Annotated in this window: 12 protein-coding genes; 9 read left to right on the top strand and 3 right to left on the bottom strand. The window is 50.2% G+C overall.

Translation table 11 applies throughout. The features are described 5' to 3' along the window. Positions 1–53: 53 nt before the first annotated feature. On the bottom strand, positions 54–1,523 hold the full coding sequence (locus tag AC6R1O_RS03685; RefSeq protein ID WP_334554283.1) for a glutamate synthase subunit beta: 1,470 nt from the start codon (positions 1,521–1,523) through the stop codon (positions 54–56). Continuing rightward, positions 1,523–6,061: a glutamate synthase large subunit gene (gltB, locus tag AC6R1O_RS03680; protein WP_500633465.1), complete on the bottom strand. Its 4,539-nt coding sequence runs from the start codon at positions 6,059–6,061 to the stop codon at positions 1,523–1,525. The genes AC6R1O_RS03685 and gltB overlap by 1 nt, the downstream gene beginning before the upstream one ends. 513 nt (positions 6,062–6,574) lie before the next feature. Between gltB and mnmL the strand changes: the two genes are divergently transcribed. The 3 genes from mnmL (at position 6,575) to AC6R1O_RS03665 (ending at position 10,446) form a co-directional block, all read left to right on the top strand. After that, positions 6,575–7,519 carry a tRNA modification radical SAM protein MnmL/YtqA gene (mnmL, locus tag AC6R1O_RS03675; protein ID WP_500633466.1) on the top strand — a complete coding sequence of 315 codons (945 nt, stop codon included), beginning with the start codon at positions 6,575–6,577 and terminating at the stop codon, positions 7,517–7,519. A gap of 133 nt (positions 7,520–7,652) precedes the next feature. Beyond that, positions 7,653–9,995 carry an aerobic respiration two-component sensor histidine kinase ArcB gene (gene arcB / locus AC6R1O_RS03670; protein WP_487901340.1) on the top strand — a complete coding sequence of 781 codons (2,343 nt, stop codon included), beginning with the start codon at positions 7,653–7,655 and terminating at the stop codon, positions 9,993–9,995. A gap of 4 nt (positions 9,996–9,999) precedes the next feature. After that, positions 10,000–10,446, top strand: coding sequence for a hypothetical protein (locus AC6R1O_RS03665; protein ID WP_500633467.1), 447 nt, complete (start codon positions 10,000–10,002; stop codon positions 10,444–10,446). 82 nt (positions 10,447–10,528) lie between these two features. Here the strand turns inward: AC6R1O_RS03665 and tolC are convergent, their stop codons facing one another. After that, positions 10,529–11,860, bottom strand: coding sequence for an outer membrane channel protein TolC (tolC, locus tag AC6R1O_RS03660; protein WP_500633468.1), 1,332 nt, complete (start codon positions 11,858–11,860; stop codon positions 10,529–10,531). A 231-nt stretch (positions 11,861–12,091) separates the two neighbouring features. On the opposite strand from tolC, the gene nudF reads away from it, so the two are divergent. From nudF to parC, 6 genes are all read left to right on the top strand, one after another. Further along, positions 12,092–12,727 (top strand): ADP-ribose diphosphatase, encoded by a 636-nt coding sequence (gene nudF / locus AC6R1O_RS03655; protein WP_500633469.1) that lies wholly within the window; start codon positions 12,092–12,094, stop codon positions 12,725–12,727. A 16-nt stretch (positions 12,728–12,743) separates the two neighbouring features. After that, positions 12,744–13,184, top strand: coding sequence for a DUF1249 family protein (locus tag AC6R1O_RS03650; RefSeq protein ID WP_334554536.1), 441 nt, complete (start codon positions 12,744–12,746; stop codon positions 13,182–13,184). Between the two features lie 9 nt (positions 13,185–13,193). After that, positions 13,194–14,015: a 3',5'-cyclic-AMP phosphodiesterase gene (gene cpdA / locus AC6R1O_RS03645; protein ID WP_500633470.1), complete on the top strand. Its 822-nt coding sequence runs from the start codon at positions 13,194–13,196 to the stop codon at positions 14,013–14,015. 2 nt (positions 14,016–14,017) lie between these two features. Beyond that, positions 14,018–14,599, top strand: a complete 582-nt coding sequence (yqiA, locus tag AC6R1O_RS03640) for an esterase YqiA (RefSeq protein ID WP_500628720.1) — start codon at positions 14,018–14,020, stop codon at positions 14,597–14,599. Positions 14,600–14,804: 205 nt separating this feature from the next. Continuing rightward, positions 14,805–16,685: a DNA topoisomerase IV subunit B gene (parE, locus tag AC6R1O_RS03635; protein ID WP_500633471.1), complete on the top strand. Its 1,881-nt coding sequence runs from the start codon at positions 14,805–14,807 to the stop codon at positions 16,683–16,685. 3 nt (positions 16,686–16,688) lie between these two features. Beyond that, on the top strand, positions 16,689–18,191 hold a 1,503-nt coding region (gene parC, locus AC6R1O_RS03630; protein ID WP_500656503.1), incomplete at its 3' end, for a DNA topoisomerase IV subunit A.

Here is an 18,191-nt window from a genome sequence, read left to right as displayed (position 1 = left end):
AGCACAATGTGCTGGTCAACTGGATAGGTTTGAAAGGATGTCAGTGTAAGCGGTTATGCAGAGAGCATAAGTGAATCCGCTTTCGCTTCAAGGTGGGTTCCCCCCATCAGGTACTGGTCGATAGCACGTGCACACTCTCGACCTTCATTGATACAACGTACCACCAAAGATTGGCCGGTACGCATATCACCTGCGGCAAAGACACCCGCTTGATTGGTGGCGAAGTCTTGTGTCGCGACGTTGCCACGCTCATCAAGTGCTACATCAAGCTGAGCAAGAACGCCGGTCGGTTCTGGATGCAAGAAACCCATCGCCAAGAACGCCATATCACATGGAATCACGCGCTCGCTGCCTTCGACTTCTTTGAAGCTCGGGCGCTCACCCGGTTTGGCGTCTTGCCAAACAATGTCAGCGATACGCAGACCGGTGACGTCACCTTGGTCATTACCGATAAACTCTTTGGTCAGAATATTCCAGTGACGATCAACGCCCTCTTCGTGTGAAGTCGAGGTACGTAGGATCATTGGGTATTGTGGCCAAGGCATGTTCGCTGGGCGTTTCTCTGGTGGAATCGGCATGATTTCGACCTGGGTGACGCTGGCAGCGCCGTGACGGTTAGAAGTACCGACACAGTCTGAACCTGTATCACCGCCACCAATCACCACCACGTGTTTACCGGCAGCATGAATCTCTTCACCTTTGAGATCCATGTTGTTGGCTCGGCGGTTATTTTGTGCGAGGAACTGCATCGCAAAGTACACACCGTTAAGCTCGCGTCCCGGAACCGGAAGGTCGCGCGGTACGGTTGAACCACCGGTGAGCAACACCACATCGTACTCTTGACGAAGCTGCTGAGCGTTGACATCAACTCCCACGTGTTGGTTGACTTTAAACTCAACGCCCGCTTCGGCCATCAGGTTGATCTTGCGATCGATCACTTCCATGCTCAGTTTAAAGTCTGGAATGCCAAAGCGTAGCAATCCGCCCACTTTTTCATCACGCTCAAACACGGTGACACTATGGCCAGCGCTGTTCAGCTGCTCGGCTGCCGATAGACCCGCCGGGCCACTGCCGATGATCGCCACCGTTTTACCTGTGCGAGAGCGTGGCGTTTTCGGTTTGGCGTACCCTTCACGATACGCCGTTTCTACGATGGTTTTCTCAATGTTACAGATGGTGATAGGGTCTTGGTTGATCCCCAATACACACGCGCTTTCACACGGCGCAGGGCAGACGCGACCAGTAAACTCTGGGAAGTTATTGGTGGAGCTTAGAATGTTCCACGCCTCTTCCCAGCTATCACGGTACACAGCATCATTGAACTCAGGAATGATGTTGCCAATGGGGCAACCGTTATGACAAAACGGTACACCACAGTCCATGCAGCGTGATGCTTGCGTATTGATCTTGCTACCAAATTCGTCGTTCAGGACGAACTCTTTGTTGTTCTTGATGCGCTCTTTGGGGTCGATCTTTTGTGGAAGTTCACGACCATGCTCTAAAAATCCAGTCGGCTTACCCATTACACTGCCTCCGTTTCTGCTTGTTCTGCCTCAGCTTGACGTTTTTGAAGCACCGCTTTGTAGTCACGTGGCATGACTTTCACCATCGCCGCTAAACTTGCTTCAAAGTTGTCTAAGAAAGACTGAGCTACTTCACTTCCTGTGAATTGAACGTGTTTCGTCAACATATCTTGTAAGAAGGCTTTGTCTTCTTGTTCGATAGGATCCAAATCGACCAACTCTGGATTGAGTTTGGATTCAAAGTCACCCGACTTATCCCAAACGTAAGCGACACCGCCACTCATGCCCGCGGCAAAGTTGCGACCAGTCGAACCGAGGATAATCGCCGCGCCACCTGTCATGTATTCACAGCCGTGGTCTCCCACGCCTTCGACAACCACTTTCGCGCCCGAGTTACGTACACAGAAGCGCTCACCGGCCATACCGCGAATGAAGGATTCTCCGGAGGTCGCTCCGTAGAAACAGACGTTACCCACCACAATGTTGTCTTCGGCAACAATGCTTGATTTGGCATCTGGGTAGAGCACCAAGGTACCGCCAGATAGGCCTTTACCCCAGTAATCGTTCGCATCGCCTTCGACTTCAAATTTGACGCCTTTCGCAAGGAACGCACCGAACGACTGGCCAGCACTACCGGTAAACTTAACGTTCATCGGTTGAGGCAGACCTTCATCCTTGTACACCTTGGAAATCTCGTTAGACAACATGGTGCCAGCAGAGCGGTCAGTGTTGACGATCGGGAACTCAGCGTTGACCGCTTCGCCTTTTTCGAGCGCAGGGATCGCCGCTTGAATCAGTTTACGGTCAAGCACTTGCTCTAGGTTGTGATTCTGTACGGTCTGGTTGTAGACGCCGTCTTGCTCGCGCGGTTGCTCAACGTGCAACACAGGAGACAAGTCTAAGTTCTTGTATTTCCAGTGCGATACGTCTTGGCGAATCTTCATTTTCTGACCTTGACCGACCATCTCATCAATGGTTCTAAAGCCAAGTTCCGCCATGATCTCGCGTAAGCCTTGTGCCATGTATTGGAAGAAGGTCACGACGTCTTCGACGCGGCCGTCAAAACGCTCACGCAGCGTTTTGTTTTGTGTCGCAATGCCCACAGGACAGGTGTTCTTATGACACTTACGCATCATAATACAGCCTTCTACTACCAGCGCAGCGGTTGCGACACCCCACTCTTCAGCGCCCAGTAATGTGGCGACAGCGAGGTCACGAGGCGTTTTCATCTGACCATCCGCTTGAACAACGATACGGTTACGTAGGCCGTTTTTCAGTAGCGTTTGGTGCGTTTCCGCCAAACCTAATTCCCAAGGTAGGCCCGTATGGCGAATCGATGACATCGGAGAGGCACCGGTACCGCCGTCGAAACCTGCGATAAGCACAACGTCTGCTTTGGCTTTCGCAACGCCAGAGGCAATCGTGCCGACACCGGCTTCGGAGACCAATTTGACGTTCACGCGGCCAGCGCGGTTCGCGTTCTTCAAGTCGTAGATCAGCTGAGCCAAATCCTCGATAGAGTAAATATCGTGGTGTGGCGGTGGAGAAATCAGACCGACGCCCGGTGTTGAGTGACGAGTGGCGCCGATCCAATCATCGACTTTGTCACCCGGAAGCTGACCGCCTTCACCCGGTTTCGCGCCTTGCGCCATCTTGATTTGCAGTTCGTCTGCGTTAGTGAGGTAGTATGAAGTCACCCCAAAGCGACCAGACGCGACCTGCTTGATAGCTGAGCGTTCCCAGTCACCGTTTTCTTTGCGCTCAAAGCGCATTGGGTCTTCACCACCTTCGCCCGAGTTAGACTTCGCGCCCAATCGGTTCATCGCAACGGCCAGTGTTGAGTGCGCCTCGTAAGAGATCGAACCAAACGACATCGCGCCGGTAGCGAAGCGTTTCACGATGCTTTCAATCGGTTCTACTTCGTCGATGGGAATTGAGCCAGCAGGGTGCTTAACAAACTCCAACTGGCTACGCAGCGTCACCGCGTTGTCGCCTTGCTTATCCACCGCGGCCGCGTATTGCTTGAATTGATCGTAATCTTTGTTGCGTGTTGATTGTTGCAACAGCGAAATCGTCTCAGGATTGAAGAGGTGCTTTTCACCACGCTGTTTCCACTGGTAGACGCCGCCGACATCCAACATTTGCACTGGGATTTCGCGTTGGGGGTAACCGACACGGTGACGAATGAGGACTTCTTTTGCGATGTCATCGAGCGTCAAACCTTGAATACGAGAGACGGTACCCGTGAAGTATTTGTCGACCACGGATTTGTGGATACCAAGCGCTTCAAAGATCTGTGCGCCATGGTAAGACTGCAAGGTTGAAATGCCCATTTTAGAGAAGATCTTCAGCAGGCCGCCGTTGATCGCCTTGCGATAGTTATCAAACAGATCGCGTGGGCTGGCTTCTGGATCGAGCTTCTTGGTGCGTTGCAGCTCAACAATGGTCTCAATTACCAAGTACGGGTTGACGGCATTGGCGCCGTAGCCAAGTAGCGTCGCGAAATGGTGCGTTTCACGCGCATCACCGGTTTCAACCACAATGTCACACTTCGCGCGTAGACCTTTGCGGATCAGGTGATGGTGAACGGCGCCGACGGCCAACATGGCTGGAATAGCCGCGTGGTTTGAGTTCACTGCGCGGTCTGTGAGTAGGATGATCGAGTAGCCATCGACCACCGCATCTTCGGCGTATTGACAGATACGCTTCAATGCACGCTCTAGTTTGCCTTGATCTTCATTGGCTTGGAACACGATATCGAGCGTTTTCGCCTGTAGGTGTTCGTTGTCGATCGCACGCAATTTCTCTAGCTCAGAGTTCGCGAGCACTGGAGATTCCAGTTCCACTTTTTGACAGTGAAGCGGAGTTTCAGTCAGCAGGTTATGATCTTTACCTAGGTAGGTATTGAGTGACATCACCATACGCTCACGGATCGGGTCGATCGGTGGGTTGGTAACCTGAGCAAACAACTGCTTAAAGTAGTTGGATAGATGCTGAGACTGGTGAGACAAGACAGCCAATGGCCAGTCTGCGCCCATGGCAGACAGTGGCTCTTTGCCTTCTTTCGCCATTGGAACAATGATTTCATTCACTTCTTCAGTGCTGACACCAAACGCTTGTTGACGATGGAGAAGGCGCTCTGGAGAAGGCTGGCTGAACTGGTTGCTCGCATCAGGCAGTTTCTTCAGGCTAAGTAGGTTATCTTTCACCCATTGTTCGTAAGGCTGAGCGCCTGCGATGGTATCTTTGACTTCTTCGTCAGAGATAATGCGACCTTGCTCTAAGTCCGCAACGAAGATACGACCTGGCTGCAAGCGGCCGCGGAACTCGACGTTCTCTGGGGCAATATCCACAACACCAGACTCAGACGCCATCACAAGGAAGTTGTCTTTGGTCACGGTGTAGCGAGACGGGCGCAGGCCGTTACGATCGAGCGTTGCACCTACTTGGACACCATCGGTAAAGCAGACTGACGCTGGGCCGTCCCAAGGTTCCATGATGTTTGCGTGATACTGGTAGAACGCGCGACGTGTCGGATCCATGGTTTTGTTTTCTTGCCATGCCTCTGGGATCATCATCATCAATGCGTGTGGCAAGCTACGACCTGAGAGGACCAGTAGCTCAAGCGCCATATCGAAGTTTGAAGAGTCCGAGCTGCCTTCTTGACAGATAGGCAATAGCATGTCGATTTCTGCTTGTGTAAACAGATCCGACTCGATGATCGCCTCACGGGCTTTCATCCAGTTTAAGTTACCGCGAACGGTGTTGATCTCACCGTTGTGGGCGATATAACGGAAAGGTTGCGCCAGACGCCATTTCGGGAAGGTGTTAGTAGAGAAGCGAGAGTGTACCAAGGCTAGCGCCGTCACCATGGTTGGGTTTTGCAGGTCGAGGAAGTATTGAGGCACTTGCTCTGTGGTCAACTGACCCTTATACACCAAGGTTTTGTAAGACATGGAGTTGATGTAGAAATCATCACCAATGTTCGACACGCTCTCAAGGCAGACGCGTACCGTGTAGTTACGCAGCACGTACAGCTTGCGCTCAAGCTCTTCTGGCGTCATACCTGGGCCGCCAGTGACAAACACGTGCTCGAACTGAGGCTCAGTGCTGAGAGGATCGGCGCCGATCATAGAGTTGTCGGTTGGCAGTACGCGGTAGCCAATGATTTCTAGGTCGAGACGCTTGGCGTTTCGCTCTAAGATGTCACGACATTGCTCGCGTTTGTATTCATCTTTCGGGAAGAGAACCACGCCAACGCCGTATTTTTCAAAAGAAGGCAGTTTGATACCGAGCTTTACTGCTTCTTCTAAAAGAAATTCATGGGGTTTTTGCAACAAGATACCCGCACCATCACCACTACAAGGGTCACAACCTTGACCACCGCGGTGTTCCATGCGAGCGAGCATATCGAGTGCTTGAGTCACAACTTCGTGTGATTTACGGTTTTTCAGGTGAGCAACAAAACCGATACCACAGGCGTCATGCTCCAGTTCTGGAGTATATAGACCCTGAGAACTTTGCTCTCTATCTACCATAGATACATCCTTCCAGTTCAATTAGACGCAATTACCCTAATCCGCAGGGGCGTCTTGTCCTTGATTTGTATGATTCGAAGTCAACCGAGGTGGGAGACTTAGATTCCGTTCCGTATCTCGCAGGAAAAATATTGCGAGAAAAACAATCCTTGGTGATATCCATGTTTTTATTGTCACTATGTAGTGATTTATATAGGTGGGAGGTGGATACCGCCGATGATTTTGCAATTTTGTCTGTAATAAAAATCACAAAAACTGTAAGTATCCTACAATTTTGTCAGCAGCAAATGCAATGAAAACTCGCCCTTGTCGCCCACTTTTTTCGCATGAACATGCACCATTGCGTTTAACTTTTGCGTAACATTTAGCGAAATGCCTGTATTTAATGAATGTTTATTGACTCTGATTAAAGTTGCGCCTGTTTGAAATCGGTAGATTCCTCCCCGAATTATTTTCATGATTGTAATTTTTTTACATAAATCTTAATGAGATTTATTTACGTTTGGGTGGGAAATGCAGCTACACGAATTAGTCAATACCATTGGTCAAGATCTCCAGCGTCGCTATAAAGAGAAAGTGCACAAGCTGACCTTGCACGGTGGGTTCAGTTGCCCGAATCGCGACGGGACGATTGGCCGTGGTGGCTGTACCTTTTGCAATGTCGCTTCGTTTGCTGATGAGCAAGCTCAAGTAAAAAGCATTCAAGCCCAACTCACTGACCGAGCGGGGGAGATTCGCCGCGCGAACAAGTATCTGGCTTATTTTCAGGCTTACACCAGTACCTACGCTGAGGTGCAAGTGCTCAAGTCGATGTATGAAGAGGCGCTCAAAGCGGCGGACATCGTCGGATTGTGCGTAGGGACGCGGCCAGATTGTGTGCCTGATGCGGTGCTTGAACTGCTCTCTGACTACGTTGAGCAAGGCTATGAAATCTGGCTAGAGCTTGGCTTACAAACCGCCAACAACGACACCCTTAAACGCATCAACCGTGGCCACGACTTTGAGTGTTATGCGCGCATCACTGAGCGCGCTAGAGCGCTCGGGATCAAAGTGTGTACTCACCTGATTGTGGGTTTGCCGCGCGAAACACGCGATGACAACCTGGAGACTTTGCACCAAGTGTTGGCGGTGGGTACCGATGGCATCAAACTGCACGGCTTGCACATTGTAGAAGGCAGTACCATGGCTAAAGCGTGGCGAGCTGGTAAACTGCAGGCGCCTGAGCTTGATGAATATGTTGCTATTGCCAGTGAAATGATCCGCATGACGCCACCGGAAGTGGTCTATCATCGCGTCTCTTCGGCGGCACGCAGACCTACCTTGTTGGCACCGCTTTGGTGTGAAAACCGCTGGCTGGCGATGACGGAAATTGGTCGTTCACTCAATGCGTTGGGTGCGCAAGGTTCGTTGATTGAGCGTCCATTCGTTTACACAGCGCCGCCACTTGCCACGCCCTAAGCCTTGTCGCTTCACACATCCCACATTTAAACGTTCCCGAGTCAGAGAAGCTTTAGCAGCCCAAGGGCAAAACAGGTAGTATGAAACCACTGTCCATCATGAGGCAGTGGTGATTCTAGGCTCGGAGCGTTTAATGAAACCGATAAAAAACCTCGCTCAGTATTATGTCGACCTCTTGGTCAAACTTGGCATTTTACGTTTCTCAATTTTGCTTGCTTTGGCGTTGGTGGCACTGGCCGTGGTGGTCCAGGTGGGGATCACGCTGGTGTTAAGTGGCCACGTGGATGATATTGACATCGTTCGCTCAGTCTTCTTTGGTCTACTGATCACACCTTGGGCGGTCTATTTTCTTTCTGTGGTGGTGGATCAGCTTGAAGAGTCTCGTCAACGCTTATCCAAGCTCGTCTCTAAACTCAAAGACATGCGTTCAAGAGACCAAGAGCTGAACTACAAACTTCAACAAAACATCGAAAAACTCAATCAAGAAATTGAAGAGCGGATCAAAGCCGAATCGGCGCGCGAAGAAGCGATGAAAGATCTTGAAAATGAGGTCTATCAACGTGAGCGTACTCAAGTCGAGTTGGCGGAGCGCACCGCGCTGCTGCGATCCTTCATCGATGCCTCGCCCGATCTTATCTATTATCGTAACGCCGATGGGGTCTTCTCTGGATGTAACCGAGCGATGGAAGAGTTGACTGGTAAGAAAGAGAGCCAGTTAGTCGGTTTAACCCCTTGGGATGTTTATAGCCGAGAAATAGCGGAACCGATTGTCGATACCGACCAAAAGGTGTTTGCCGACAATCGCGCGTTGACCTACGAGCAGTGGCTGGAATATCCAGATGGGCGAAAAAATTACTTTGAGCTGCGCAAAGTGCCGTTTTACAGTAAGGACGGTCGTCATTTAGGGCTGGTGGGTTTTGGCCGCGATATCACCGAGCGTAAACGTCATGAAGAGTCGCTGGAGAAAGCCAGTCGCGATAAAACCACGTTTATCTCCACCATCAGCCATGAACTGCGCACCCCGCTGAATGGGATTGTGGGATTGAGCCGCATGTTGCTTGATACGCAGCTCAGTGAAGAGCAGCGCAAGCACATGCAAACCATTAACGTCAGCGCGATTACGCTCGGGAATATCTTCAACGATATCATCGATATGGATAAGTTTGATCGTCGCAAATTGGAGCTCTATCCAGAGCCGATGAACTTTGAAGAGTTCGTGGCAGAGATGGAGAGTATCTCTGCGCTGATGGCCTCGCAAAAAGGCCTACGTTTTGATCTTGAGCGGCTTAGCGAGCTGCCTCACGGTATCGAAGTGGACGCGACTCGTCTGCGTCAGGTGCTGTGGAATTTGATCAGCAACGCGATGAAATTTACCAAAGAAGGTGGGGTGGTGATGAGCGTTAGTGCAGAAACAGACGACGCTCATGCCTACATTAGCTTTGAGGTGGAAGACAGTGGTATCGGTATTCCCGAGGCGGAGCTCGATAAGATCTTTGCCATGTATTATCAAGTCAAATCGGAAACGGACAACCTGCACGCAGTCGGGACGGGGATTGGTCTTGCGGTCTCTAAACAACTGATCAACATGATGGAAGGTGACATTACCGTCAGCAGTGAAGAGGGCTTTGGCAGTACCTTTACTGTGACGCTCAAAGCGCCGCTTGTCTCTTTGAATGAACCTGAGTCGGTGACGCAAGCCGCGTCACAAGAGCTTAATATCTTTATGGTGGAAGATATCGAGCTGAATGTCACCGTAGCGCGTTCACTGCTTGAGAGCCTCGGCCATGAAGTGACGATTGCGATGGATGGCGCTGAAGCGATGGAGATGTTTGATCCAGAGATCTATGATCTGGTGTTCCTCGATATCCAATTGCCCGATATGACCGGTTTTGATGTGGCGAGTTATTTCCGTCGCACATACTCTCACCTGCCGCCTTTGGTCGCGCTCACAGCTAACGTGATAAAGGATAAAAGCGAGTATCTCAACCAAGGGATGGACGATGCGATCAGTAAACCGCTGTCGGTGAAAGCGGTGTTAGATGTGATCGCCAAGTTCTCCGAGGTGCAATCGGGCAGTGAGCCAACAGAGAGCGAAACCGCGCCTGACAGCCACGAACATCTTGAAGCCTATCAGCAGCTGCTCGATATCGATATGTTGGAGTCTTATGTCGGCATCGTCGGGCCACAGCCCGTGCTTGACAGCATCACCATGTTTGAAGAGATGATGCCAGAGTATTTGCAAGTGCTCGATTCCAACATGACTGCCAAACATCAAGAGGGTATCGTCTCTGAAGCGCATAAGATCAAAGGGGCGGCCGGCTCGATAGGGTTAAAACGCATTCAAAGTGTGGCGCAAAAGGCGCAATCACCCCAATTACCCGCTTGGTGGGAAAACATTGATGATTGGGTTGAGGAAATGAAAAACGAATACCAGTATGATATTCAAGTTCTCAAAGACTGGTTAGCACAAAGGTAACGTGATGAAAAAGTTAGTCTCTCTTGTATTGGGCAGTGCTTTGCTGCTCGGATGTGCGGCACAAGATGTGGTGTGGAACAGCAGCGATCAACTCGATGTCGCTGAGGCAACCGTGGTGCTCGAAAGCAACCTCTGGTTAGATAAAATGCCCACAGTGGGTGATGACATCAAAGATACACTGCACGGGGCCTTGTACATCAAAAGCAATGCCGTGTTACCTGCGGAGCTTGATGTGGAAACCGTCACGCTCAAGCAGGGCGATCAGCTTTGGCAGTTGACGCCAGACCAATTTGATTTGCGTACTCAAGATGAGCATCACTGGGAAGTGGCCTTCAGTCAGCCGTTCGATGTGGGCAGCGAAGAGCCGATTGATGTAGCCGTCGCTCTTACTTACCATGGCATGGTGAAGTGGCTGGTGCAAAACCAAGTGACGGTTGATAAGGTCTACTAAACGCTATTAGGTTAGAAGAATCTAGATGAAAAAATGGTTGGCCCACAAGCCAACCATTTTTTATTGTCAGTCACGTGTGGGCTTAGCTTGACGCTTTCAAACCCGCGTTGATATCAAGAATGTCTTGCTCACTCAAGGTACCAACAGCTTGCCGCAATTGAAGCACGCTTAGGATGTAATCGTAACGTGCATTGGAGAGGTTTTTGTTGGCATCGTACAGACGACGTGTTGAATCAAGTACGTCAACGATGGTACGTGTCCCGACATCAAAGCCCGCTTCTGTTGCTTCCAGCGCGGATTTTGCAGAGACGACGGTTTGTTCATAAGCACGCAGGGCACCAATCGATGCGCTTATGTTGTTGTTGAACGCACGAACATCTTTCACCACGCTGCGGTAGGTCGCTTCAAGTTGTTGGCTGGCAGCAACGTAGTTGAATTCCGCTTGCTTGGTGAGCGAGGTCGTCGCACCACCGGTGTACAGTGGCACGCTAAGGTTAAGACCGATATTAAAGTCGTTAGTGGTACCGTTTGTAGAGTCGCTGTAATACTTGTCTAAATCCGTGTAGCTGTAACCACCGTCGAGGGTTAATGACGGTAGGTGACCAGAGCTTTGCAAAGAGATGTTGTCTTTTGCCACATCTTGCGCGATACGCGCTGAGAGCAAGCTGAGGTTCTTCTGCTGCGCTTCTTCCACTAGGGCATCAATGGCCGCTTGAGTTTTCGTTGCCGAGAAACGGTCCGTATCGAGCACATACAGTTCAGAGTGCGATTGACCCGTGATCTCACGTAGCCCTTCATAGCTGTTGGTCAATGTGTTTTGCGCCAGCACTTCATCGGCAAGCACTGAGTCGTATTGTGCTTGGGCATCATGCACATCGGTAATCGCTGACAGGCCCACTTCAAAACGCTGCTTAGTCTGCTCAAGCTGACGACCGACCGCGGCTTTTTCCGCTTGGACAAATTCGAGGTTGTCTTGTGCGCGCAACACATCAAAATAGGCAGTGGCAACACGTAGGATCAACGCTTGTTGGATCGCCGCATAAGAGGCGTCTTGTTGACGGGCGCTTTTCTCCGCGGTGTCCAACGTAATCCAACTGGTGCGGTTATAAAGTTGCTGTGAGAAACCAATACCTGCCGTCAACGAATTCACATCATTATCGGTCGTAGAACCGCTATCTAACTCTTTTTCACCACGGGTCAGATTATAACCTGCCGTTAAGTTGATTTGAGGCAGTAGCGTGGCGCGACTGGAAGTCACCGCTTCAAACGCTGCGTCACGCTGAGCCGCTGCACTCAAAAGGGTGGGATCATTCTCTTTTGCCTGATCGTAGATTTCTGCCAGCGTGTCAGCTGATACTTGAGTGCTTAAGCCGCCTAACGCTGCGCTAATAAAAAGGGGAAGCAGTTTCTTCATTGGTCCTATTCCTGCCTATATATGAAAAAGTTGACTCATGGAGTTTAACCCAATTTGTTGTCATTTTGCTCGAATCTTTTCAGAGTTTTACATGTAACTGTCCAACTGTGCAATATAAAAAATTAATCAATTTAAATAAATCTATAAATTTTGCACAAAAAGTTGAGCTATGCCCTTGGAAGTTCAGCAATTGACTGAGTAAACTATAAGATTCACTCAGAGAGGTGCCAAATGCAACAATCGAGCCCGCAGAAAACGCATTTTACCCGACGCGATATTGAAATCATCTCGAAGAAGACGCTATTCGACGGTTTCTTTAAAATGGTCAAATATTGTTTTAGACATAAGCTGTTTGAGGGGGGCTGGAGTGAACCCATTGAGCGTGAGATGTTTGAACGCGGCCATGCCGCGGCGATGCTCCCTTACGATCCAGAGCGGGATCAAGTGGTGATCATCGAGCAGATTCGTGTTGGCGCTCTAGAGCATGACTCCCCTTGGCAGTTAGAAATTGTCGCCGGCATGATTGAGCCTGGCGAGCACGCCGAGTCGGTAGTGCGCCGAGAAGCGGTGGAAGAGGCAGGGATTGAAGTTGGGCGCCTTGAGAAAGTAACCTCTTATTATCCATCGTCTGGTGGCTGCTCTGAAAAGCTGGATGTTTTTGTTGGAGAGGTGGATGCCTCTAAAGCGCATGGCGTTCATGGTTTAGACTATGAAGGAGAGGACATTCGAGTGCACGTGATGACTCGTGAACACGCGTACCAAGCGGTGTTGGATGGTTCGATTGAAAATGGTGCCTCGATCATCGCGCTGCAATGGTTGCAATTGAACCAACAACGAGTCCGAGCCAACTGGGCCACTAAGGCATAACTCACTTGAGAGAATGATGACACAAGTAGCAATGAAGAAACCGTATCATGTTGATTTAGCGGATCTGATGCGGACTTATGAGACCAATTACGCCAAGTTGAATGCCTTGCTGCCTGCGCAGCCGAGCATCGACGACGTTCGCTGCTATGAAGCGGCGAGCATGACGTATCAAATTCAAGTGTGCGAAGTCACAAAGTACACAACTTTGGTCGATATTTGTCAAAGTGATGACGTTCCAGTATTTCCATTGCCAAAAATGTCTGTCAGGCTCTACCACGATGCTCGCGTGGCGGAAGTGTGTGGTTGCGAGCATCTAAAACGGGTGAACCCTCGTTACGACTATCCGAACGATAAGATGGTTCAACAAGATGAAAAAGTGCAACTCAACCGCTTTTTAGGCGATTGGCTGTCGTTTTGTTTGAAGCAGGGCATTAGTAAAGCTCCGTTAAATATCTAGGTTTATATTTTGAAAGTAGTGTCTAATACAGCGCAGAATGGCAGTATCAAATTAGTTCAGATTACCGATACGCATCTTTTTGAACCCGAAGATGGCAGCTTACTGAGCGTCAATACGCGCGACAGCTTCCACGCAGTGGTCAACGCCATTGTCGAACGTCACGTCGAGTTTGATGCCATTCTGGCGACTGGCGATATCTCTCAGGATCACACCGAAAAGTCCTATCAACGCTTCGTCAATGGTATTGCTCCGCTTGAGAAAACGTGCTTTTGGCTACCGGGTAATCACGATTTTAAGCCCAGTATGACTTCGGTATTGCCAACCTCACAAATTCAGCCTGCTGAGCACGTGCTGCTCGGTGAGCATTGGCAACTTATCTTACTTGACTCGCAAGTGGTTGGCGTTCCTCATGGTCGTTTAAGCGACAGTCAGTTAGACCTGCTCGATAGCAAGCTGGCGCAATACCCAGACAAACACGCTTTGGTTTTGTTGCATCACCACCCAATTTTGGTTGGTAGTGCATGGCTTGATCAGCACTGCTTAAAAGACGCAGATAACTTTTGGCAGGTTGTGAGTAAACACAACAACACCAAAGCGGTGCTGTGTGGTCATGTCCATCAAGACATGAAGGTGAATCATCAGGGTGTACAAGTGATGGCGACGCCGTCTACTTGCGTGCAATTTAAACCCAACTCGAACGACTTTGCGCTTGATGCGCGCTCACCAGGCTGGCGAGAACTGATTCTTAATGCCGATGGCTCGCTTGAGACTCGTGTTCAGCGATTGCCAGAAGGGCAATTTCAACCGGACTTTAGCTCAGCAGGATACTGATCATGAAACCTTCAATGCTCTTGTACATTCACGGCTTTAACAGCTCACCTCAGTCGCTAAAAGCCAATGTGATGCGAGACTATTGCCAGTTTCACCGCCCAGATATTCGAGTAGAGATCCCCCGTCTGCCCAGCTTTCCTGAGCAAGCGGCCGCGCATTTACTGGCGATTGTCGAACAGCATCGACATGACTATCAGATAGCCCTGGTGGGCAGCTCGCTCGGTGGCTATTTATCGATGTGGCTCAATCAAAAATTTGGCTTTAAAGCGGTAGTGATTAACCCTGCTATCAAGCCCTATGAACTATTGGCGGATTTCTTAGGCCCTCAGAAAAACCCCTACACTCAAGAAGAGTATTGTTTACAAGCGTGCCATATCGAGGAGCTTAAAGCGCTCGACACTGAGGTGATTGCAAATCCGAGTGATTTTTGGCTGCTGCAACAAACCGGCGATGAAGTGTTGGACTACCGTCAAGCCGTGAGCAAATTAGCTGGCGCGAAACAGACCGTTATCGAAGGCGGCGATCACAGTTTTGTCGGCTTTGAATACTACCCGGCGGCGATTGTGGAGTTCCTAGCGCTCTAGCCCTCATTGAGGGAAGAGTCATAAATTTGCTTGTTACTTCGCTGTCTCACTTGACATAGTTGATACTCTTCCAGACTATGTTCCACCTATACTTGTGCGGTTTTGGCAAAAGTGTTGATTTGTCACACGAGCCACTTTTTCAATTCGAAGCCTGATTTCATCAGCGCACAGTCATGTTTTCATTCTTTATAACGAACTCCGTATTATGACTGAACAATATAATGCGAAAGACCTCTCGGTTCTTGAAGGTCTCGACCCAGTACGACATCGTCCTGGCATGTATACCGAAACAGAGCGACCCAACCACTTAGCGCAAGAAGTGATTGATAACTCAGTGGATGAGGCTCTCGCTGGACATGCTAAGAAGATCAAAGTCATTCTGCACGCCGATCAATCATTAGAGGTGATTGATGATGGCCGCGGCATGCCGGTGGATATTCACCCAGAGAAAGGAATTTCTGGCGTAGAACTCATCATGACCAAGCTTCACGCGGGTGGTAAGTTCTCCAACGACAACTACAAATTCTCTGGCGGTCTCCACGGGGTGGGGATCTCTGTGGTAAACGCGTTGTCAAAACGCGTGGAAGTGATCGTTAGGCGTCAAGGGCAAGTGCACGAAATTGCCTTTGAACATGGCGCCGCCGTCACCGAACTCACGGTGACGGGCACCTGTGGTAACCGTAATACGGGTACCGCCGTTCACTTCTGGCCAGATGCCAAATACTTCGACAGCGCTAAGTTCTCTGCCCTTCGCTTGGTCAACAACCTGCGCGCAAAAGCGGTACTTTGCCCAGGACTTGAGATCACTTTCGTCGATCAAGTTAACAACGAAGAGCATAAATGGTTCTACGAAGATGGCCTAAAAGATTATCTCGCAGAAGGGGTAAAAGACTATCCGGTCTTGCCTGAGGAACCGTACATTGGTGAATTCGTCGCTGAGACGGAAATGGCCAATTGGGCCGTGATTTGGCAGCCAGAAGGCGGCGAGATGATCACGGAAAGTTACGTCAACTTGGTGCCGACCAAACAAGGCGGTACGCACGTCAATGGTTTACGCCAAGGCTTGTTGGATGCGATGCGTGAATTCTGTGAGTTCCGCAACTTGCTGCCACGCGGCGTCAAACTGACGGGCGATGATATTTTTGATCGCTGTTCTTACGTGCTCTCGGTCAAGATGCAAGATCCGCAATTTGCAGGCCAAACTAAAGAGCGTCTCTCTTCGCGCCAAACCGCAGCGTTTGTGTCTGGGGTGGTCAAAGATGCCTTCAGTTTGTGGCTGAATGAAAAGCCGCAATTGGCAGAGCAATTGGCTGAAGTCTGTATTGCCAATGCTCATCGCCGCATGCGAGCGAGCAAGAAGGTCGTGCGTAAAAAAGTGGCCTCTGGCCCAGCCTTACCAGGTAAACTGACCGATTGCTCGGTGCAAGATCTCAACCGAACCGAAATTTTCTTTGTCGAGGGTGACTCCGCGGGCGGCTCTGCCAAACAGGCGCGTGATAGAGAGTTCCAAGCGGTGATGCCACTGCGGGGTAAAATTCTCAATACGTGGGAAGTCTCGGCTGACCAAGTGCTCGCTTCGCAAGAGGTGCACGATATTTCCGTGGCACTAGGCATTGACCCAGACAACGACAACCTTGAAGGACTGCGTTATGGCAAGATCTGTATTCTTGCCGATGCGGATTCCGATGGTCTGCATATCGCCACGCTGCTGTGTGCGCTGTTTACTCGCCACTTCCGTGCGCTGGTGGAAGCGGGACACATCTATGTTGCTATGCCTCCTTTGTATCGTATCGATTGCGGAAAAGAAGTGTTTTACGCACTGGATGACGATGAAAAAGAAGGCATCTTGGAGCGTTTATCGAAGAAAAAAGCCAAGATCAACGTACAGCGATTCAAAGGTCTGGGTGAGATGAACCCACTGCAATTGCGTGAGACCACTATGGATCCGAACACCCGTCGTCTGGTGCAGCTAACCATTGATGACAACGAAGCGACATTAGAGATGATGGATATGTTGTTGGGTAAAAAGCGTGCGGATGACCGCCGATCATGGTTACAGAGCAACGGCGATTTGGCAGAGGTATAGCGAATGTCGACAGAAATTACCTATGATGGTGTCGAACAGTTGCCAATGCGCAAGTTCACGGAAGACGCCTATTTAAACTACTCAATGTACGTCATTATGGACCGTGCGTTACCTTATATCGGTGACGGATTAAAACCGGTTCAACGACGCATTATCTACGCCATGTCAGAGCTTGGTCTCTCGGCGTCGGCGAAATATAAGAAATCCGCTCGTACGGTCGGTGACGTGCTGGGTAAGTATCACCCGCATGGCGACTCAGCCTGTTACGAAGCGATGGTGTTGATGGCTCAGCCCTTCTCTTACCGTTACCCATTGGTGGACGGTCAAGGGAACTGGGGCGCGCCGGACGACCCGAAATCCTTCGCTGCGATGCGTTATACCGAAGCGAAATTATCAAAGTTTGCGGAAGTATTGCTGGGTGAGTTAGGTCAAGGCACCGTTGAATGGCAGCCTAACTTTGATGGCACGATGAATGAGCCCCAAATGCTGCCAGCACGTTTACCGCATATCTTGCTTAACGGCGTCACCGGTATTGCAGTAGGTATGGCCACGGATATTCCGCCGCACAATGTGCGCGAAGTGGCTGAGGCAACCATTCACCTGATTGACCACCCGAAAGCGGACCTCAATGATGTGATGGGCTTTGTGCAAGGCCCCGATTACCCAACCGAAGCTGAAATCATCTCGCCCAAAGCGGACCTAGAGAAGATTTATCGCACCGGTCGCGGCAGTGTTAAAATGCGCGCGGTTTGGCACAAAGAGGGCAGTGATATTGTGATCACCGCGCTGCCACACCAAGTCTCTGGCGCGAAACTGCTTGAGCAAATCGCCGCCCAGATGCGAGCGAAAAAACTGCCGATGGTGGATGACTTGCGTGATGAGTCGGATCACGAGAACCCAACGCGTATCGTGGTGGTGCCACGCTCCAATCGCGTTGACTGCGACCAATTGATGAATCACTTGTTTGCCTCAACAGATCTCGAGAAAAACTATCGTGTGAACTTAAACATGATCGGTTTGGATAATCGCCCTCAAGTGAAAGGCTTGGTGCAGATTCTCTCTGAGTGGATTGAGTTTCGTCGTTCGACGGTGCGTCGCCGCCTGCAATATCGCCTGGATAAAGTCATGGCGCGTTTGCACATTTTGGAAGGCTTGCTGGTTGCTTATCTCAACTTGGATGAAGTGATTGAAATCATCCGCACGGAAGATGAGCCAAAAGCCGTGTTAATGGCACGTTTTGGCATCACCGACATTCAAGCTGACGCGATTTTGGACACCAAACTTCGTCATCTCGCCAAACTGGAAGAGATGAAGATCCGTGGTGAACAAGATGAGCTACAAAAAGAGCGAGAAAAACTGGAGCAGCTGCTGGGTTCTGAACGTCGTCTCAACACCTTGTTGAAGAAAGAGATCAAAGCCGATGCTGAGAAGTACGGTGACGACCGCCGTTCACCTATGGTCGAGCGTGAAGAAGCCAAAGCGCTGACAGAGCGTGATTTAGTACCA

This window comes from Vibrio sp. R11-SG3-ISO3-SZ, assembly GCF_059834345.1.
This window is presented reverse-complemented; position numbering and strand designations above follow the sequence as displayed.

Bases quoted from the DNA above. Each gene is read 5' to 3' on its own strand.
- AC6R1O_RS03685 (WP_334554283.1), bottom strand. From the start codon at position 1,523: ATGGGTAAGCCGACTGGATTTTTAGAGCATGGTCGTGAACTTCCACAA.
- gltB (WP_500633465.1), bottom strand. From the start codon at position 6,061: ATGGTAGATAGAGAGCAAAGTTCTCAGGGTCTATATACTCCAGAACTG.
- mnmL (WP_500633466.1), top strand. From the start codon at position 6,575: ATGCAGCTACACGAATTAGTCAATACCATTGGTCAAGATCTCCAGCGT.
- arcB (WP_487901340.1), top strand. From the start codon at position 7,653: ATGAAACCGATAAAAAACCTCGCTCAGTATTATGTCGACCTCTTGGTC.
- AC6R1O_RS03665 (WP_500633467.1), top strand. From the start codon at position 10,000: ATGAAAAAGTTAGTCTCTCTTGTATTGGGCAGTGCTTTGCTGCTCGGA.
- tolC (WP_500633468.1), bottom strand. From the start codon at position 11,860: ATGAAGAAACTGCTTCCCCTTTTTATTAGCGCAGCGTTAGGCGGCTTA.
- nudF (WP_500633469.1), top strand. From the start codon at position 12,092: ATGCAACAATCGAGCCCGCAGAAAACGCATTTTACCCGACGCGATATT.
- AC6R1O_RS03650 (WP_334554536.1), top strand. From the start codon at position 12,744: ATGACACAAGTAGCAATGAAGAAACCGTATCATGTTGATTTAGCGGAT.
- yqiA (WP_500628720.1), top strand. From the start codon at position 14,018: ATGAAACCTTCAATGCTCTTGTACATTCACGGCTTTAACAGCTCACCT.
- parE (WP_500633471.1), top strand. From the start codon at position 14,805: ATGACTGAACAATATAATGCGAAAGACCTCTCGGTTCTTGAAGGTCTC.